This is a genomic window from Limnohabitans rimovensis (SeqCode), from assembly GCF_965234775.1.
Classification (GTDB): Bacteria; Pseudomonadota; Gammaproteobacteria; order Burkholderiales; family Burkholderiaceae_C; genus Limnohabitans; species Limnohabitans rimovensis.
Map to the genome: position 1 here is coordinate 1391387 of NZ_OZ248562.1, position 19435 is coordinate 1410821.

19 protein-coding genes are annotated in these 19435 nt (G+C 57.4%); 4 read left to right on the plus strand and 15 right to left on the minus strand.

Features of this window, described 5'->3' with window-relative positions; genetic code table 11:
- Positions 1 to 13: 13 nt before the first annotated feature.
- From AC8GFZ_RS06815 to AC8GFZ_RS06880, 14 genes are read right to left on the minus strand one after another with little or no spacing between them, the layout of a single operon-like run.
- Positions 14 to 517, minus strand: coding sequence for a MaoC family dehydratase (locus AC8GFZ_RS06815; RefSeq protein ID WP_506643627.1), 504 nt, complete (start codon positions 515 to 517; stop codon positions 14 to 16).
- A gap of 31 nt (positions 518 to 548) precedes the next feature.
- Positions 549 to 1661 (minus strand): alkene reductase, encoded by a 1113-nt coding sequence (locus AC8GFZ_RS06820; RefSeq protein ID WP_506643629.1) that lies wholly within the window; start codon positions 1659 to 1661, stop codon positions 549 to 551.
- A 60-nt stretch (positions 1662 to 1721) separates the two neighbouring features.
- Positions 1722 to 2024 carry a DUF1330 domain-containing protein gene (locus AC8GFZ_RS06825; RefSeq protein ID WP_506643631.1) on the minus strand — a complete coding sequence of 101 codons (303 nt, stop codon included), beginning with the start codon at positions 2022 to 2024 and terminating at the stop codon, positions 1722 to 1724.
- Positions 2025 to 2028: 4 nt separating this feature from the next.
- A complete protein-coding gene (locus AC8GFZ_RS06830) occupies positions 2029 to 3573 on the minus strand; it encodes a class I adenylate-forming enzyme family protein (RefSeq protein ID WP_506643633.1) in 1545 nt (514 codons plus the stop codon).
- A 29-nt stretch (positions 3574 to 3602) separates the two neighbouring features.
- Positions 3603 to 4223, minus strand: a complete 621-nt coding sequence (locus tag AC8GFZ_RS06835; protein ID WP_506643635.1) for a hypothetical protein — start codon at positions 4221 to 4223, stop codon at positions 3603 to 3605.
- 3 nt (positions 4224 to 4226) lie between these two features.
- On the minus strand, positions 4227 to 4655 hold the full coding sequence (locus tag AC8GFZ_RS06840; RefSeq protein ID WP_506643637.1) for a MaoC/PaaZ C-terminal domain-containing protein: 429 nt from the start codon (positions 4653 to 4655) through the stop codon (positions 4227 to 4229).
- Positions 4636 to 5148, minus strand: coding sequence for an FAS1-like dehydratase domain-containing protein (locus tag AC8GFZ_RS06845; protein WP_506643639.1), 513 nt, complete (start codon positions 5146 to 5148; stop codon positions 4636 to 4638). Before AC8GFZ_RS06845 ends, AC8GFZ_RS06840 begins: the two co-directional genes overlap by 20 nt.
- A 3-nt stretch (positions 5149 to 5151) precedes the next feature.
- Positions 5152 to 6318, minus strand: coding sequence for a RidA family protein (locus AC8GFZ_RS06850; RefSeq protein WP_506643641.1), 1167 nt, complete (start codon positions 6316 to 6318; stop codon positions 5152 to 5154).
- A 27-nt stretch (positions 6319 to 6345) separates the two neighbouring features.
- Positions 6346 to 8013 carry an alpha/beta fold hydrolase gene (locus AC8GFZ_RS06855; protein ID WP_506643643.1) on the minus strand — a complete coding sequence of 556 codons (1668 nt, stop codon included), beginning with the start codon at positions 8011 to 8013 and terminating at the stop codon, positions 6346 to 6348.
- Positions 8014 to 8024: 11 nt separating this feature from the next.
- Positions 8025 to 9182, minus strand: coding sequence for an acyl-CoA dehydrogenase family protein (locus AC8GFZ_RS06860; protein ID WP_506643645.1), 1158 nt, complete (start codon positions 9180 to 9182; stop codon positions 8025 to 8027).
- 39 nt (positions 9183 to 9221) lie between these two features.
- The gene (locus tag AC8GFZ_RS06865) at positions 9222 to 10052 is read right to left on the minus strand and encodes a DUF4437 domain-containing protein (protein ID WP_506643646.1); all 831 of its coding nucleotides are present in this window, start codon (positions 10050 to 10052) and stop codon (positions 9222 to 9224) included.
- 47 nt (positions 10053 to 10099) lie between these two features.
- Complete coding sequence (locus tag AC8GFZ_RS06870; RefSeq protein ID WP_506643648.1) at positions 10100 to 10891, minus strand: ABC transporter ATP-binding protein; 792 nt, start codon at positions 10889 to 10891, stop codon at positions 10100 to 10102.
- Positions 10888 to 11808, minus strand: coding sequence for a branched-chain amino acid ABC transporter permease (locus tag AC8GFZ_RS06875; RefSeq protein ID WP_506643650.1), 921 nt, complete (start codon positions 11806 to 11808; stop codon positions 10888 to 10890). The genes AC8GFZ_RS06870 and AC8GFZ_RS06875 overlap by 4 nt, the downstream gene beginning before the upstream one ends.
- Positions 11805 to 12776: a branched-chain amino acid ABC transporter permease gene (locus tag AC8GFZ_RS06880; RefSeq protein ID WP_506643652.1), complete on the minus strand. Its 972-nt coding sequence runs from the start codon at positions 12774 to 12776 to the stop codon at positions 11805 to 11807. Before AC8GFZ_RS06880 ends, AC8GFZ_RS06875 begins: the two co-directional genes overlap by 4 nt.
- Positions 12777 to 12949: 173 nt before the next feature.
- On the opposite strand from AC8GFZ_RS06880, the gene AC8GFZ_RS06885 reads away from it, so the two are divergent.
- Together AC8GFZ_RS06885 and AC8GFZ_RS06890 are read left to right on the plus strand one after the other, a co-directional pair.
- Positions 12950 to 14191: an ABC transporter substrate-binding protein gene (locus AC8GFZ_RS06885; protein WP_506643654.1), complete on the plus strand. Its 1242-nt coding sequence runs from the start codon at positions 12950 to 12952 to the stop codon at positions 14189 to 14191.
- Between the two features lie 3 nt (positions 14192 to 14194).
- The gene (locus AC8GFZ_RS06890) at positions 14195 to 14902 is read left to right on the plus strand and encodes an ABC transporter ATP-binding protein (protein ID WP_506643656.1); all 708 of its coding nucleotides are present in this window, start codon (positions 14195 to 14197) and stop codon (positions 14900 to 14902) included.
- A gap of 9 nt (positions 14903 to 14911) precedes the next feature.
- Here the strand turns inward: AC8GFZ_RS06890 and AC8GFZ_RS06895 are convergent, their stop codons facing one another.
- A complete protein-coding gene (locus AC8GFZ_RS06895) occupies positions 14912 to 15712 on the minus strand; it encodes a GntR family transcriptional regulator (RefSeq protein WP_506643658.1) in 801 nt (266 codons plus the stop codon).
- Between the two features lie 164 nt (positions 15713 to 15876).
- Between AC8GFZ_RS06895 and AC8GFZ_RS06900 the strand changes: the two genes are divergently transcribed.
- Complete coding sequence (locus AC8GFZ_RS06900; RefSeq protein WP_506643660.1) at positions 15877 to 17037, plus strand: acyl-CoA dehydrogenase family protein; 1161 nt, start codon at positions 15877 to 15879, stop codon at positions 17035 to 17037.
- A 169-nt stretch (positions 17038 to 17206) separates the two neighbouring features.
- Positions 17207 to 19429: a PhoX family protein gene (locus tag AC8GFZ_RS06905; RefSeq protein WP_506643662.1), complete on the plus strand. Its 2223-nt coding sequence runs from the start codon at positions 17207 to 17209 to the stop codon at positions 19427 to 19429.
- Positions 19430 to 19435 lie beyond the last annotated feature (6 nt).

Genomic DNA, 19435 nt, shown 5'->3' on the forward strand with positions numbered 1-19435 from the left:
CGAATGACCTGACTCAATCATCCACGGCATGGCCACGGCAGGCCACCAAAATGATGCGCTCAAAGGACATGATCTCGACGCCATCCTGGTTGATGCCACGGGTGTGCACGGTCACGATGCCCTGGTGGGGGCGTGACTTGGACTCGCGTTTGTCCAACACCTTTGTTTCGGCATACAAGGTGTCGCCCGCGAACACCGGGCCGCTGAGTTTGATGTCTTTCCAACCCAAATTCGCAATGGCTTTGGCACTGACGTCATTGACCGTCATGCCCACCACCACCGCCAAGGACAAGGGGCTGTTGATGAGCAAGCGGCCAAATTCGCTTTTCTTCGCGAACTCCATGTCGCAATGCATGGGGTGCTGGTTCATGGTGAGCAGCGCAAAACTGATGTTGTCTTGGTCGGTCAAGGTGCGGCCTGGGCGGTGCTCATACACATCGCCAACTTGGAAATCCTCAAAGTAACGGCCATAAGAGGTGCGGTAACGCTGGGGTCCGATTTCGCGGGCTGTGATCATGGGCTCTCCTGTTTGTGGTTTTAAAAATGTTTCATGCCAAACTTTTTTCTTCGGCCAACGTCGGGTAATCGTTGTAACCATCGGGCCCGCCGCCGTAAAAGCGTTTGGTGATGGCCTTTTGATAGGGTCCATCGGCACGGATGCGCTCGGGCAAATCAGGGTTGGCCATCCACAAGCGGCCAAACGAAACGGCATCGATGGACCCATTGGCAATCAGGGTTTGCGCCGTTTGTGGGTCAATCCCACCGTTGGCAATGATGGGCCCATCAAACACCGGTCGGGTGAGGGACAGCATTTGATCGCGGTCGAATTGGCCTGCCCAAAAATTGGTGTCGGCCAACTCCAACCAGCCCATGCCATGGCGGGCGAGTTCATCGACCAAATAGCGGTAAGTGGGAATGGGGTCCGGGTCCAACGCGCCATTGAAAGTGGTGAAAGGGGAAATGCGCATGCCCACGCGCCCCGCAGGAAACTCGGCAATCATGGCGCGCATGGCCTGCAACGCGAATTGAGCGCGCCCCTGGGGTGAGCCCCCATAGGCATCGGTGCGGCGGTTCAAATAGGGTGACAAGAACTGATGGGGCAAATAACCATTCGCCGCATGCAACTGAACCCCATCAAAGCCCACTTCGCGCGCGGCACGGGCCGCACGGCCAAAGGCGGCAATGGTGTCTTCCACTTCGGCCAAGGTCATTTCACGCGAGGGACAGGCTGTTTTCTTGCGAAAAATACCTTGCTCATCGCGGCCCCACACGGTGATGGTGTCTATGTTGTCGTTCACCCCCGACGGTGACAGCGGGGGATCGGGTTGCTCCCGGTTGTCCGCGGCCACGCGGCCGCCGTGCCACAACTGCAGCGCGATCTTGCCGCCGGCTTGGTGCACGTGATCCACCAAAACCCGCCAAGCAGCGATTTGCTCAGCGGTGAAGATGCCTGGCGTGCATTCCCAAGCGTTCGAACGCAAAGCCACATTGGTGGCCTCGGCAATGATCAGGCCCGCAGAAGCCCGCTGCACATAGTGCTCGGTCATCATGGGGGTTGGCACGCGCTCAGGGGTGGCTCGCGAGCGGGTCAATGGCGCCATCCAAATGCGGTTGGCAAGTTGAAGGTCACCCAGCTGGATGGGTGAAAACAAGTTGGACATGGTGTTCGGTCTCCTGGGTTGAAAGGGAAGTCAGCGTTCAGCGGTGCAGCAGCTTGGGGCTCAAGCCATGGTGGGCACAGCCCAGGCCTGCACCTGGGCGCCGTTTTCGCGCAATGGTTTGATCTGTGCGTATTCTTTGGAATGCCAAAAGGCCTTCAGATGGCCCATGCTGGGAAACTCCAAGACGATCAGGCGTTGACCATCGTGCTGGCCCTCCATGACCTCGAGGTCCTTGCCAATGGCCAGCACCTTGCCACCATGCAGCGCCATCAAGGGCTGGACTTGGGCTTGGTATTGCTTGTAGCGCGCCATGAACGCTGGGTCTGGGCTGAGTTGGGCTTGGATGATGAACAAAGCGGGCATGGTGTCAATCCAATGGCTGGGTCAGTTGTGCGATGAGCAGGTCTTTGAGCTTGCCGCGCTCGACTTTGCCCGTGGGGTTGGACGGAATCGCATCAATGAAAAAGTAATGGCGCGGTCGCTTGAAGGCGGCCAAATCGGGGTTTTGCAAACAAAAAGCGTCCATGGCCGCGGCATCCAGGGCGGGGTCTTTGCGCACGATGGCAGCGCACACCACTTGGCCCCACTTTTGGCTGGGCAAGCCCACCGCAGCTGCATTGGCCACACCAGGGTGCTCAAACAAGATGTTCTCAATTTCAGAAGGGTGGATATTTTCGCCGCCGCTTTTGATGGTGTGGTCCATGCGCCCCATCACGGTGATGAAGCCCTCGCTGTCGGCCACCGCCGCATCGCCCGAAAAATACCACCCATTGCGCAGCGTCTCTGCAGTTTTGTCGGGCAAGCCCCAGTACTCGGTGAACAAGGAAGGACCACGCGCAATCAATTGACCAATTTCTCCCGCGCTGCAAACCTGGTTGGGATCCACGCTGTCATTGCGGATCACCCGCACTTCCATGTTGACCGCCGCTTGCCCCACACTGCCCAGTTTTTCTGGCCGGCGCCGGTAGTCACACACGGTGACCGCCAGGGCTTCGGTGGAGCCGTAAATATTGCCAAAGTAGTCTGGGAACAAAGCCATGCACTTGCGCGTGACATCGTCGGCCAAGGTCTGACCACCATAAAAACCACAGCGCAAACTGCTCAAGTCGTATTGGCTCAAATCGGTAGCCACCAGCATCACCATTTGCGTGGGCACGCCGTGCAACACGGTGATCCGCTCAGCCTCGACCAAAGACAAGGTTTCGTGCACATCAAATCCACGCGTCAGAACGTTGGTGCCGCCGATCTGGATGAAGGGCATCAACTGCAAATGGAATTGGGCAATGTGGAACAAGGGCTTGTTGTGCAGGATCACATCTTCGTGACGAAACCCCACTTCGACCGCCATGGTCATGCTGCCCACGATTTCTGCCAAATGGGATCGCACCACCCCTTTGGGTCGCCCCGTGGTGCCAGAGGTGTACATGATCAAGGCCGGGTCGTGCCAATCGACATGAACCTGTGGCTCCTGATGGCCCCCTGCGGACACAAAGTCATCGAAACGGATTTCGCCCGCTTGAACCTGGTCACCAATGTAGATGAGCTTTTCCAGCTTCAATTGGTCTTTGATGGCCATGACCGGTGCGCGCAGGTTTTCCTCGAACACCAGCATCTTGGCGCCGCAGTCTTCGATGATGTACTTCACCTCGTTGGGCGCCAGCCGGTAATTGATGGGCACGGGAATCGCACCCAACTTCATCAGGGCGTAAAAGCCTGTGATCTGCTGTGGCAAGTTGTAGGTGAAAAAAGCCACCCGATCGCCCTTGACCACACCGCTGGCCGCAAACGCACCCGCAGCGCGGTTGACCCAGTCATTCCACTGGCCATAGGTCCAGCGTTGGCCTTCAAAGACCAAGGCGGTTTTGTGCGGCCATTTCAAGGCCGATTGGGTCATGGTGGCAGCGAGGTTCATGGCTGGGTTGTGCAAAGTGGTTTCAAAAATCAAATCATGCGGGGCCAACGCGCCCAATGGAATCCGGATGGCACTTCATCTGTGAGGTCCGGCTTGGCGTGTCCCCTGGGCGTAGGCAGATCAAACGCATCCATCGCCACCCCACGGGCCTGCAAAGCAGCCAAGGTCGAAGACGGCAGCACCCCGTGGGTCATGCCCTGCTGTTCAAAAGCCACTTGTGCAGACCCCAGGCCGAGCAGGTTGACAGCCGGCCATGTGGGCCACGCTGGTCTGTGTCGGCTGGCTTGCGTGGGCACGTGCGCCGCTGGGCCGGCATGCCATTCGGGCCGGCCATGGAAGCGCGCACAGGCCACGCACCCATGGCGTGAAAAGGTTTGTCCGCGCCAAGCGTGGGCCGGCACAAATCCATGCTCGCGGGCCCGCCACCCTTGGTCGTTGATGGTCAAGTCGCCATGCAGCAGCAAAAAATCTTCATCCACGCTGTAATGCCCGGGCCGAATTCGGCGCCAATTCGGGGGGAATTGCACCAAGGCCCAAAAGTGATCTGAGGCCAACGACGGCAAGCGCGCCAATTGAACCGCCCCACTGGCATCGGGCATGGCGTATTCCCGCCAGGTCAAGTCCAACGAGGGGTTGAGCGCCATGCCCATGGTTCAGGCCTTGCCCATGCGGATCTCGCTGATGGCCTGCGCCACCAAGCGCTCGCCGCACATGAGTTGCTGATCGATGTGCACCACCCAATGTCCCGCGGGTGCATCGATGGTCATCACCTGGCCGCGCGCCACCAGGTAGTCGCCGGCGAAAGCCATGGATTTCATTTTCAAGGCCATGCGCTGGATGAACGCCTGGGGGCCAGCCCAACGCACGGCCTCCCGCGCAAACACAGCGCCAAAGGCTTGACCATCGATCAACACGCCCGGCAATTGCTTGGACTGGGCATGCGCTTTGTCATAGTGCAAACGGTGCCAGTCCCAGGTGGCCGCACCATAGGCCACCAAGTCAACTTCGGTGAAGGTGTGGGCCTGCTCTGGCAAGGCATCGCCAGGTCGCAGCTGGCTGGGGTCAAGGCTGGGTCTGAGCATGGGGCACCAAAGGTTGAAAGACCAAGGCTTCGCGGTTGGTCGCCACGGTGTGGCCTTGCGCGTCGGCATACGTGGCCACCGACATCACAAACAACTGCATCCCACCCCTGGAAGACGGCTTTTCCACCATGCTCTCCAAAGTCCAGGTCACTGATATGCGGTCGGTTGCCAAGATGGGGCGGTTGAAGGTGTAGTCGTTGCCGGCGCGGATCATGCGGCAGCCGGGCACAGGCAAATGCCACTCATGCCCGATATACCCATCGGCATCAGGTGCGCGGTGGGCGTATTGGCAGGTCTCACACACCAGCGTGGGTGGGGCGATCACGCCCGCGTGGCCAGCGGCTTGGGCGTAGGCCTCGTCGACGTACAAAGGGTTGTCGTCGTGCATCGCCAATGCGAAGTAGCGGATGGATGCATGGCCCAAAGCTTCGCGCGCAGGGTAATGCACTTGCCGACCAATCAGCGCTTGCAGTTCTGGGGTGAGCAAGGCCATGGGTCAGTCCAATATCGCGAACGGATCGACTTCGATCTTCATCTCGGGCCTGAGCAATGCCTCACAAATCAAACCGGTCGATGCCGGGTAAGGTGTGCGCAATAAAGCCGCGCGCACGCCAGCCACATTGCGGTAGTCGGCCAAGGCATTGGGCGTGACGTATTCAATGGTTTTGACCAGATTTTGTGGGCCAGCGCCCGCGGCCTCCAGCACTTTGAGAATATTGCGGTAGGTGTACTCGGCTTGTGCCACCACATCGTCTTCGTGCACCACCCGTTCTGTGGCCGGGTCCAAGGCCCCTTGGCCCGACATGAACAACAGCTTGCCTGCTTTGACCGCAGGGCTGTAGGTGAGTTTTTCATAGCGGGTCCAACCCGGGTTGATGCACTCCAGCACATCGCGCGAGGCGATGAAGTCGTATTGGATCAAAGCCTCAGGATGCACCAAGCGCGGCATCATCAAACCTGCGGCGCCAGGGTAGATGGGCCCCAAATGCTGTTTTCGAATGCGCCCGGTCCCTTTGTACTGGGCCAAGCCTTGGGCCGTGAGGTAATCCACGGTTTTGACCACATTGTGAAAACCCAAACCCAGCGCAGCCAGCATCTTTCCCGCTTGCTCAAAGATATAGGCGGTTTGCGCCACGATGTCTCCAGCACCCACGATGCGCCCCTGGGCATCGACCGGTTGAATGGTCGGCAAGTAAACCACCCCAGCCGAGTCGCGCGCGGGCGAGGCCCGGGAACCCACATCGGTGGCCGCACCCACCGGGCCGGCGGTGATTTCGATCTCAATGAAGGCCTCTGGCCGGAGCAAACTTTTCACCGGCACGGTGTGCACCGTGGGCTGATGGGTACCAAACACTTCCGCGCGCACCGCTGCGGCTTCGGCGTAACGCTCAATGCCTTCGGGCCGGACGTATTCGACCACCCGCACCACATCTTGAAAGCCCATGCCGGCCCCTTCCAAGATGGCAGCGATCTTGGCGTAGGCCGTGCGCACCTGATCGCTCATGCTGCCGCGCACAACGATTTTTTTGGCGATGGGGTCGTACTCGGACGCTGTGTGGCCTGACAAGTAAGCGCCGCGTTCGGTTTTCAAGCCCAAGGAAAAGGAATAGCGCGCATAGTCGTACCAAGGGTAGTGGGCGGGCGTGATGGCTTGGAGTTTCATGGTGATGATGGGTCGATAAAAAAGAAATCAGGGTGCATTTTTTTGCCACCAGCCACTCAGTGCTTGGAGGTGTTCCTCGCTGGGGTGAGAAACCGCGGTGGGCATGCCTTGCGGTGGATGAAGGCTCAAATGGGCATAGGTGTCGTTGTGTGCGGTGGTGCAGTGAAGCGGGGCTTTGACTTGCGGCCATTGGCCTGCCCAATCAAATGACCAGTGCGCGCGCCAGGCACCGGCATAGCTGTCGGGCTGCTTCATGGCTTCCAACACCCAGGCGTTCAAGCGCACGGGGTCAATTTGAGACGGCTGTGGCTTGCGCTGCGATATGCGGCGATCAAACCAAGGCCACCACAGTTCGGCATCGCGGGCATGGTGCCAAGCGCGCAACCAATGGGCGCCCTCCCAACTGGGTTTCACATCGGGGATGCCATCTGCCATCAGTCGGTCACGCGTGGCTGCATCTGCCCACAAGGGCGCATCCAACACCACAGAGGCCACCTTGTCAGGGTGTTGCACAGCCAAGGCACAAGCCAAGGCCGCGCCGCCCTGGTGGCCCCACACATGCACCCGCTTGACACCCATGTGGTCGAGCACATGGGCCACGGCACGCACCCATGTGGCGTGGTCTTGCGGGTTGCCGGTCAGCGCATCCGATTCGCCATGGCCTGGCAAATCCAGCGCCAAGACTGGGTGCTTTTCACCGATGGTCAACATGGCCGATTCATACAAACGCGATGAGCCCGGTGCATGGTGCAGCAACAAAACCGGTGTGGCCTGGCCCCAGTCACCTCGGCTTCGCACCGCCAACTGCGCCCCTTCAAAATCCACATAGGTCTCGGTCAAGCGCTGGGGCAGCGCCTGGCAAGGGGGCGCTGCGGGCACGGGTTGGCTGGCCGGGTGTTGGGCCAACAAATCCATTTCGTGCACAGACGCCGCTTCAAACTCACGCGGCACATCGGCCATCCATACGCCGTCTGGGTAAAGATGACGGGTCAGGTACATGCTGTCGCCAGGTCGGTTGCCAAAGCACACCGGCACTTTTAAATCTGGCACCACCCCCAAAGCGCGGTGGCGAAACGGGGCCGCATAGCCCACGCGGTAGCCATCGCCCGCTTGCAGCAGCTCGACCACACCACGGTGCAAGAAATCCAAATCGGGCACATCGGTGTCGGATCGGTTGGCATCAAACTGTTTGTTCCATGGCCAAAACACATGCTGGTCGCGGTAGCGAAACCACAACCGCAAAATATGCGCCGCGTCCCATTGGGGAATGATGGGCTCCAAGTACGCCTCGAGTTCGCTGGGCGAATAGGCTTTGGCAAACACGGCAAAGCCATCGGCCAAGGCCATGCTGCAGCGATCCGGGTGCCGAGCCGCAAACTCGACAGCGATGGAAGCACCGGTGTGCCGCCCATAGGTGGCCACTTGCCCAATGCCCAAGGCCGTCAAGGTTTCGGCCAGGGCGTCCGCAAAATCTTCCACCGACGGTCCATCGATGGGCAAGGGGTCGGAAAGGCCAAAGCCTGGGGTATCGAACGCAAAACAGGTGTACTGCTGGGCGAAGATGTCCATCAAGGGCCGCATCACCTTGGATGAACAAGGTGATGCATGCAACATGGCGACTGCTGGACCTTGCCCAGCGCGCAAATAGTGCACGCGCCGCTGGCCCACGGTGACGAAATGTTTGGTGATCTTCATGGTCTGGCGCCTCAATAGCTCTTGGGCAAACCCATGCGCTCGCCCAAAAAGTTTTTCACCATCTCGTTGGATATGGGGCTGAAAGGGCCCAAGCGGGTGTCGCGAAACAAACGCTCCATGGGGGTCTCTTCCACCAAGCCATAGCCACCCAAGATGCGCATGCATTTGTCGGTGGCCCGCACCGCGGTTTCGGTGGCCGCCAGTTTGGCCATCGCGGCCTCGGTGGCGCACTCGCGCCCCTGGCTGAGCAACCAAGCCGCTTTGTAGGTGAGCAATCGAATTTGCTCCAACTCGGTGGCCACTTCCGCCAAGGGGTGCTGCACCGCTTGAAACTGCCCGATGGAGCGGCCAAAAGCCTGCCTGTCCAGGGCGTACTGCAAGGCCTGTTCCAAAGCCGCGCTGGTGATGCCCACATACATGGCCGCACACAGAATGCGCTCCTCGTCCAAACTGGCCAGCAGGTGGTACCAACCGCGACCGCGCTCGCCCAACACCGCCGCTTCCGGGGCTTTGGCATCGTCAAAAAAGACCTCGCAGGTGCACGCGGCGCGCATGCCCATCAACTCCAAACGGCGCACGGTGACCGCCGGTTGTTGGCGCGGTGTGAGCACCAGTGACATGCCACGGGCGCGTTTGCCTTCGGTCTCAGGTTCTGTTCGGCACAGCACCAAAATGGCATCGGCATCATCGGCCAGCGATGTGTACAGCTTTTGGCCCCGCACCGTCCACTCGCCATTGCTCAAGCTGGCGCGGGTTTTCAAGCTGAGCACATCGGTGCCCCCGCCGGGTTCGCTCATGCCAAAGCCCATCAAAAACTCGCCCTTGGTCAACAGCGGCAAGTAATGGGCCTTTTGCTCGGGGGTACCCACTTCCATGAAAACACGCGCGGTCATGGATGTCAGCAACCAATCGGTGCCCAGGGAGGGGAACCGCCTCGACAACTCCTCACACAAGATGGTGCCTTGCATGATGTCGCCGCCCGCACCGCCATATTCTTCGGGCACTGAAATGCCCATCCAACCTTGAGCGGCCAATTTGGGCCAAATGCTGCGCGGGATTTTGCGCGCACGGTCATATTCGCGAATGGTTTTTTCTGGCAGTTCGGTATCCAAAAAATGGCGCACACTGTCGCGCAACATTTGGTGCTCGGGGATGGTGTCGAAATTCATCTGCCTCTCCTGTGGGACCAGTTCATTAGTTTCTTGAATTCAAGCGGGCGTGAAGTCCAACCAGCCATCGACTTTGGCGTAAATCAAAGCACCCTGTTGACTGGCCATGGCGGCCTCCACAGCACCAGCTGGTCGGTGAACGAAAACACCCCGACCCATCTGTTCACCACCCCACTGCACACCACCAGCGAGTACAAACATCTGACACCAAGCGGTATGTGCTCCGGATGAGCTTTGCTGGTATCCGGGTGCCAAACGAAGCAGTGCCGTTTGTTGACCCGTGAGAGGGTTGCGGCTGAGCACACGCACCGACAGATGCTCTACATCAAAACCTTCCAATCGGCCTTCGCCGCGCGCATAAGCCGCACCGGGCTGCCAGACCAAATTGGTTGAAGACACTTTGCAAACGCGGCCCCGTGTGCCCAAAGATGCGTCATGGTTATCCGAAATCAAATGATTGCGCCCAGCCAAGTCAGATGGGCACACATAACGACTGACTGGCCCACTTTCATTGGATCGCCCCTCAAATCCCAGCAGCAACTCCACACCCGGAAGGGTTTTTGCATGGTGAATCCAACCTGGGGGGCGCCAAAAGTAGTCGGCCTCATGCAGTGTGCCCTCACCATCAAGCACCACCTCACCACCCAGCAAAAACCCCTCTTCCACCGAATCATGGCAACAATGCGTCAAATCGCTGTAACCGGGTTCGAGTTGAACCAAATCCAAACGGCGCGTGCTGTCGCGGTCAAGGTATAGGTTTTTTTGCCGGTACTTGCCAAAGTTGGCCGCCACTTGATCGACAGGGCCCAGGTTGTCACGAAACGCTGGGGCCAAGGTCGCCAAAAAATCCAGGCCACTTTCCCAGGGCATGCTGTGCGTGTCTAAAACCCTGGCGTGTTGTAAGCCCATGTGATGCTTTAGCCTTGAGGGACTGGCTGCCCATCGGTGACGACGGGCTCACCCAGGTAAACCTGCTGAACCACGGCACTGGCGCGCACTTCTTGCGGCAGACCCACAGCCAACACTTTGCCTTGGTGTAACACCGTGATGCGGCTGGCCACCGCAAAAACCACCGCCATGTCATGTTCGGTAAACACGCAGGAGATGCCCAACTGTTGGGCCACCTGATGCACCAACTGTATGGAGGCCAATCTCTCTTGCGCGGCCATGCCAGCGGTGGGCTCATCCAGCAACAACAACTTGGGCTGGCTGGCCAAGGCAATCGCCAACTCCAAACGCTTCTGATCTCCATGGGCCAGCGTTTTGGCGGTTCGGGCCCATTGCGCGGCCAAACCCACGCGCTCGAGCAAGTCTTTGGCACGCTGAACATGCAGCCCACTGGCTGCAGTCCAGACTTTCCAAGTCTGCTGCGCATGTGCACACAATGCCACTTGCACGTTTTCCAAGACCGTCATGCCATGAAACACACGGGTGATTTGAAAGGTGCGCCCCATGCCCAGCCGGGTCAATCGATGGGGTGCAAGCCCGGTCACATTGCGTCCGTCAAAGGAGATGTGCCCCTCATCGGCCTTTAACAATCCTGTCAGTGTGTTGAAGAAGGTGCTTTTACCCGCCCCATTGGGGCCGATGATGGCGTGAAATTCCCCTGGCTTGACATGCATGTCGACACTTTGCAAAGCCTGCAGGCCTCCAAAGCGTTTGGAAATGCCCTCCACCTTCAGCACAAAGTCGGAGTTGTCGGCACTCATGTGTCGACCTTTTTCAAGCGGCCCACCAAGCCAGTGGGCATGAGCAACACCAAAAGCACAATGATGATGCCCATGGCCAAAGGCCAGTATTCAGTTTTGCCACTGATCATGACTTCGAGGACGACATAAACCGCAGCGCCCACAGCAGGCCCATAAAAGGACTGAACGCCACCCAGCACCGCCATCACCACGGGCGTGGCACTGGCCGTCCAGTTGAGCCAAGAAGGAAACACATTGCCGGTCGAAAAGGCAAACAATGCGCCTGCCAGTCCCGCACATGCAGCGCTGATCACAAAAGCAACCCATTGGTGTTGACGCACATGTACGCCCACATACTGCACACGCATGGGGTCATCTTTGAGGGCGCGCAAGGTCAAACCAAAAGGCGAATGGACCAAGCGATGCAACAGGTATACACAGGGCAAACACCAGGCCAAGGCGTACCAGTAATAACCCATGGGCGTACCCAATGTGCCGGGTGGCTTAAGACCCGTGATGCCATCATCCCCGCCCGTCAACCCGGAGGCCTTCATGGCCACGGTAAAGAGCAACATTTGAAATGCAAAGGTCAGCATCGAAAAATAGATGCCTGATCGGCGCACAGAAAAAAAGCCAATCAGCCCAGCCATCACAGCCGACACCCCCATGGCCACCAAGGGGGCAAGGGTGAACATCCACTCGACATCCAAACCACTCCGCTTGAAAAAAATCGCTGCGCTGTAAGCGCCCACCCCAAAAAATGCGGCATGCCCAAATGACAACATGCCGCCAAAGCCCAGCAACAAATTAAAGCTCATGGCGTACAGGGCAAAGGCCAGCACCTCGATGGCAATGAAAATCCAAAAATCACTCAGCGACCAAGGCAAAAGCACCAGCGAGGTGCACACCAAAGCCGCCCATTTGCGATGCGCCGTCATTCGGGGCTCCCAAACAAGCCCCAGGGTCGAACAATCAGCACCACAGCCATGCACACAAAAGTCATGACGACGGACCAGCCTGGGAAAGCCAGCACCCCATAGGCATTGATCACCCCCACCAACAGAGAGGCCACCAAGGCGCCCATCACACTGCCCATGCCGCCAATGACCACCACCACAAAAGCGTCAATGATGATTTGGACATGCAAGCCTGGCCCCACCGAGACCACAGGCGCAGCCAACGCACCACCCAGACCCGACAGCGCTGAACCGAGCGCGAAAACGCTGGTGTAAAGCCAGCGCGTGTTGACGCCCAAGGCACCCAACATGGCCCGATCATTGGTGGCCGCCCTGATGAAAATTCCCCACCGGGTTTTGTGCAGCAATACCCACAGTGCAACCGCCACCACAACGCCAGTGAAGATAAGAAATAAGCGGTAATTCGGAAACGTGATGCCCAAGGTCTGCGCGGCACCTGACAGGGCTTGAGGCGCAGTCATGGACCGATCTTCATTGCCCCAGATCAGTTTGACGACATCTCCCATGATGAACACCAGGGCAAAGGTGATCAGCAGTTGAAACTCATGGGGTGCACTGTAGATCCTGCGCAAAAGACCCCATTCGATCAAGCCACCCACCAGGGCCAACACCACCGTTGCGGCCAACAAGACCCAAGCAAACATGGCCCCGCTTTCGCCCCATTGGGCCGAGAGGCTGACAGCCACAAAAGCCCCCAACATGAACAACACACCATGCGCAAAATTCAGAATCCGTTGCACACCGAAAATGAGCGACAAGCCAGCAGATATCAAAAAAAGCAGCATGCCGTTGGAAACCCCAGCCAGCGTTTGACGCGCCAAAACAGTGGGTTCGAGCATCCAAGCAAAGTGTTGCGAGAAAAACTCCATCATGGTGACAAACGTGTGGATTCGGTGGGCATTGAACCAGTTTGCCAGACCCGAAGACAAGTTGCAATCACTATTTGTCCGGACAAAAGAAAATGCATGCAGCAAATCCGGGTTTACCCGAGCGCACCTGAACGTTGCAAGTTTGACTTTTGACAAAGATCGGGGCAACTGCGATTGACAAGCACAGAGATATCACCGCAGAATCAAGCACGCATCAACCAAGGAGAAATCTTGTGCACCGCTTGATCAAAAATCGTTTGTTTCCCGCCCTGGCCCTGGCCGCGGCCTTGATCTCACCCTCGGCCCATGCTCAAGCGGCCAGCGGCAACGACCCCATCAAACTGGGTCTGATCGATATCTACAGCGGCGGCTTTGCATTCATTGCAGATTCCATTCGCACCGGATTTCAAATTGCAGTCGACGAAGCCAATGCTGCGGGGGGCCTCAAAGGGCGTCCGTTCCAATTGGTCAGCGCAGACATGGGCGGCCAAGTTGAGAAAGCCGTGACCGAAGGTCGGCGCATGATCTTGGAAGACAAAATCAAGTTCGTGACCGTGGGCATCCACAGTGGTGCAGCCATTGCCGTGGGCAATTTGGGCAAAGAGCACAAGGTGCTGGTGACCGGCGGTTTTGCCACCACCAAACGCCTCACCGGCGAGTCTGGCCACCCCTACATTTCGCGCGCCAATTTGTCGACCGTCGAAATTGGCAGCGTGATCGCCGAATACATCAAAGCAAGGCCCGACATCAAACGCATCTCAACCATTGCACCTGACTACGAATATGGTCAGCAATTCATCGAGGACTTCATGCGCGCCCTCAAGCTAGCCCGCCCCGATGTGGTGGTGGTGCGCCAGGAATGGTCAAAGCTGGGTGCCACCGACTTCTCGGCTCACGTCACAGCGTTGCAAGCCCAACCCGTGGATTTGATTGTGAATGGTGGCTTTGGCGCTGACCTGGTGAACTTGCTCAAAGCGTCCAAAGACTTTGGCTTGTTCGCGGGAAAGACCCAGTTTTTCACCCACGGCTTAGACCTGGTGAAGATGAGTTCAGTGAAAGACTTGTTGCCTGCCAACACGGCTGGCACGGTTTGGTATCCGTTTTACGCACTCAACTCTGCCAAGTCCAAAAGCTTTGCCGCCGAAGTTGAAAAGCGGATGAAGACCTACCCCACTGGCCCCACCACCGTGGGTTACTCAGCAGGCAAGATGATCGTCGAATCCATTCGCAAAGCAGGTACTGCGACCGATGTGGAAAAAGTCATTCAAGCCATGTCCACCATCAGCTTTGAAGGCCCCACGGGCAAGACCAAAGTGCGTGGCTGTGACAACATGGCCATGTTTGACTTTTATGTCGGCACCGTCAAGCGCGATGCCGCTTTTCCCGATGGCATTGGCGTGACCGATATCAAAACCTATCGCACCGAAGACTACGCACGACCTTGCCAAGAGTTGTTGCGCTCGCGTGGCAGTTAACCCATGGCCTTGTTGCGGGTTGAGGGCCTGGAGACGGCATACGGGGACAGCCAGGTTCTGTTTGGTATTTCATTAGAAGTGCAAGAAGGCGAAGTGGTGGCCTTGCTCGGGCGCAATGGCGCAGGCAAAACCACCACCTTGTCCTCCATCATGGGCTTGGTACCCCCTCGCAAGGGGGATGTTTTTTTCAAGAACCAGCCCATTGCACGCCTAGAACCCTTTCAAGTTTGCCGCGCGGGTTTGGGCTATGTGGCCGAGGACTGCCGCTTGTTCACGTCTTTGACCGTGGCTGAAAATTTGGAAACCGCGCGCATGAATGCACGCGACGGCAGCTCCCGCTGGGGACTGGCTGAAGTGCTGGATTTGTTTCCGGACATCCGCAACTTTTTGGATCGCAAAGCTGGGGCCTTGTCCGGTGGTCAGCAGCGCATGGTGGCCATTGCGCGCACCATGATGGGCAATCCCGATTTGATTTTGCTGGATGAACCCTCAGAGGGCTTGGCACCGCTGGTCATTGAAGCCATGTTGCAGCGTTTGAAGCAACTCAAGTCTGCAGGTCAAACCGTGCTCATCAGCGAGCAGAATTTGCGCTTTGCCAATGAGCTTGCAGACCGTGTCTACATCATTGAAAAAGGGCAAATACCTTATCAGGGAACCCCTGCCGAACTGAATAACTTGCCACAGGTGCGGCAGCAATATCTGATGGTTTAAAGCCCTGCCTCAGGGCTTAAAGTCTGAACGCAGCAAACTCATGTGATAGCTGAATCGACCGCTTGGGTGCAAGCTGTCAGAGATTTCTAGCAAAAGATTGTTGGCATCAAAATACAAACGCTGCATTCGCAAAGCTGGGCTGCCCACCGGGCACAACAACAAGGTGGCGTCTGCTGAGCTGACTGAACATGCATCAATGCGTTGCTCTATGCGTGCCACTTTGATGCCATAGATTTCTTCAATCCACCGATAAACCACGGCATTTTTTCGACGCCGCATGGCCGGTATGACTTTTTGAAATGCCGGATTCAAGTAGACCCGGGTCAAGCACACCGGCAAGGTGTCTTCACCTTTGCTGCGTCTGAGCCCCATCCCAAAAATCCAGGTCTGGCCAGATGTCAACTGGGTTTCACCCATGTTCAAAGTTTGGTCCAACTTGAGGGTTTCCCAATGCGAAATTTCAAAACGCGTAGATTCGGCGTACTGGAGCAAGTCGTCGACCGTCTCCAGTGTTTGCACATAGGGGTTGCGTCGATTTTGCGAGGCCACCACACTGCCCACCCGGGGACGGCGGGTCACCAAGCCAGCATCGGTGAGCATGCTCAGTGCATTGCGGGCGGTGAACCGACTGACGTCAAACAAGTCACATAACTCATGCTCGGTGGGCAGCAACTCCCCAACTTGGTACACCCCGTCGGTGATGTCTTGGCACAATTGGTTGAACACCGCTAAATATCGCGGCTCACCGGCCGCAGTTGGCGCGACCTTGGCGGTGGATTTTTTGCGTTTGGAAGACTTGGTGGTGGCCATGAATCAGATTTGACAGCGGTTCGGATTCCCAGTAAATTCGTTTGGTTATTTTGTCTGGACAAATGACTTTTCGGTCTGAGGATTACCCTTGGGGTGTCTCTGCCTTCAAACACCGCACAAGCGGTCTGTCTATTCAGACACAACTGCCATCATAAGGAATCAACATGTCAGATATCGACGCCGACAACGAACAAGAACAACAAATGCTGGATGCCATAGAAAAATGGCTGGAGCGGGATGTGCGTCCCCATGTGCTGCGGCTGGAGCACGCAGACGAGTACCCCATTGAGATGGTTGAACAAATGAAGGAGTTGGGTTTGTTTGGCGCCACCATCGGGGTTGAATATGGCGGACTCGGTCTCAAGGCGGGTACTTACGCCAAGATCGTCGAAAAAATTGCTGCCACTTGGATGTCGCTATCGGGCATTTTCAATAGCCACTTGATCATGGCCGCATGCGTCGAGCGCAACGGAACCGAAGAACAAAAAAATCACTACCTCCCCAAGTTCGCCACCGGCGAAATTCGCGGTGGCCTCGCGTTGACCGAGCCCGATGCAGGCACCGATTTGCAAGGCATCAAAATGCGCGCCAAAAAAGATGGTGACCACTACATCATCAATGGGACCAAAACCTGGATCTCCAATGGCATCCACGGCACATGCTTTGCGCTGCTGGTCAAAACCGATGCCAGTGCCGATCCGGCACACAAAGGCATGTCTTGCTTTATTGCCGAAAAGGGACCTGGGTTCACGGTCTCTAAAAAGCTGGAAAAGCTCGGTTACAAAGGCATTGACAGCGCTGAGTTGATTTTTCAAGATTACAAAATCCACGCCAGCAAATTGATTGGTGGCAAAGAGGGTCGTGGTTTGCAAACCGCTTTGGGCGGATTGGAGTTGGGCCGCATCAATGTGGCAGCTCGGGGTTGCGGTATCGCTGGCGCGGCCTTGATGGACGCAGTCAAATATGCCCAAATTCGCCACACTTTTGGCAAGCCGATTGCAGAGCACCAGGCCATCCAACTCAAACTGGGCGAAATGGCCACGCGACTGCAAGCGGCGAGATTGCTCACCTATGACGCCGCTCGCATCTACGACAAAGGCGAGCGTTGTGACATGGAAGCCGGCATGGCCAAATACTTTGCATCTGAGGCGGCCTTGGAAAACGCCACCGAATGTTTGCGCATCCATGGCGGGTATGGCTACTCCAAGGAATACCACGTTGAACGCTATTACCGCGACGCCCCATTGATGTGCATTGGTGAAGGCACCAATGAAATGCAGCGCATCATCATTGCCCGTCAAATGATTGCCAGACACCCAGCTTGACCCCTGGCCAACCGCTGGGGGCCTTCATCTCCCATCGCGATTGCCTCACCCCCCGCGTCCACTGCATCCAAAGGTGCAGTGGATTTTTTTCGGCCCTGCGGGAAAAAAATTCACATCACCGTCACAAAATTCCCATATAAATGGGAAACAAAGTCTCAGGATTCATGCCATGTCCAACAAACACATCGACCCCATTTTCAACACCAGCACCCAGCCTCACTTCCAAGACGTTTTGAAGGCTTCGTTGGCCAACCCCCAGCGACGCAGCATGCTGCTGGGTGGCTTGGGATTGGCGGGCTTGGCCGTCTTGCCGGGTTGTGCCACCTTGGCCTCTGGCTTGGGCCCTGCCCCCACAGCTTTGGGCTTTCCGGCCGTCGCGAAAAGTTTGCTCGACAACGTGATCTTGCCGCCGGGCTACCAATACAGCGTTTTGCACGCCACCGGCGACGCCATGGACACCAGCACATCGGCTTACTCGAACAGCGGTCTTGAAAAAGATGATTGGTCGCGCCGCATTGGTGATCACCACGATGGCATGGATATTTTTTACATCGATGCCCAAGGCAAGTATTCTGAAAAAGAAACCACCCGCGCTGTTTTGTGTGTCAACCACGAAAGCTCTGCAGACGCCCACTTTTTGCATCCCAACGGACAAACCTCTCAGGGGGTGAGTGGCAAGAAGTTTTCGCAATTTGGCGAATGGGACTTGGGCAACCGGCCTGAACTGGAAGTGCTCAAAGAGATCAACTTGCACGGCGTCTCTGTGGTCGAGATCAACAAAACACCGGCAGGCTGGCGCATCAATGCCGGCTCGGCTTTGAACCGCCGCATCACCCCACAAACACCTATGCGCATCAGTGGCCCCCGGGCTTCCATCGAAGACATTCGGCAAAAAATGGTGACCCGCTGGGACACCTCTGGCTCCATGAGCCGGGGCACGCTGAACAATTGCGGCCACGGCAAAACACCCTGGGGCACGTACTTGGGCTGTGAAGAAAACTGGGCGTTTTACTTTCAAGCCACGGCTGGCGCCCCCTTGCCCGACAGCGAAGCCGCCTCGCGCAAGCGTTACGGATTGCCAGCTGCGCCCGTCGCTGCCCATCTGAAAAAAGCCACCGGCCAAGGCTGGCACACGGTGTCGCCCACCGATGACCGCTTTGCCCGCTGGAATTTGGCGGCACAGGGTGCGAATGCCGAAAAAGACTTTCGCCATGAAGCCAATACCTTTGGCTATAACGTCGAAATTGACCCCCTCAACCCCAACGCCACCCCTGCCAAACGCACGGCCATGGGCAGATTTGCCCACGAGGCTGCCGTTTGCGGACTGCCTGTCGCGGGCGAGCCTTTGGCCTTTTACATGGGCTGCGACTCACGCAATGAATACATCTACAAGTTTGTCAGCACCGCCGTGTGGGACCCCAGAGATGTGGGTGCCGGCTTGGTCGCTGGTGACAAGTACTTGAGCGAGGGCCGTTTGTACGTGGCCAAATTCAATGCCGATGGCTCGGGCGAGTGGATTGAACTGGCGCTGTCGGATGCACGGATCGCCAAACATTCAGCGTTCAAATTCACCTCCCAGGCTGACATTTATGTCAACACCCGACATGCAGCAGATGCCGTCGGTGCCACGCCCATGGACCGACCGGAATGGGGCGCCATCAACCCCCGCAACGGTGAAATCTATTTCTGCTTGACCAACAACAACGCCGCCAACCGCACCCCCAGCAAAGTGAATGCCGCCAACCCCCGCGCCTACATGGACACGGACGGCAAAAAATCCGCTGGCAATCCCAATGGCCACATCATCCGCTTCAAAGAAACCAACCAACGCGCTGTGTCCAAAAGTTTTGCCTGGGACATCTTTTTGTTTGGGGCCGAAGAGGACTCGGGCGACGCCAACCTATCGGGTTTGACAGCGAGCAATTCATTTTCATCACCCGACGGCTTGTGGTTCAGCCAGACCACCGGTATTTGCTGGATACAAACCGATGACGGCGCCTTCACCGACGAGACCAATTGCATGATGCTCGCCGCCATCCCTGGCCAGGTGGGAGACGGCAGCAAAATCACCGCCAAAAACAAAATGATGGTCAATGGGGCAGAGCAAACCGGCACCCAAGAAACCTTCATCGCAGCCGCCTTGGGCGAGGCCAAGCTCAAACGCTTTTTGGTGGCACCCAAGGGCGCTGAAGTAACAGGCATCACCGAGGCCGACGGCGGCCGCACTTTGTTCGTCAATATCCAACACCCCGGTGAGTTGTCAGCCGCCCTGTCCGCGGGCAAGCCGTTGGAGAGCCTGTGGCCGGGCAATCAAGGGGTTGGTCCCCAAGGTCGCCCACGCTCGGCCACCATCGTCATCACCCGCCAAGACGGGGGCGTGATCGGTCTTTAGGCGGTT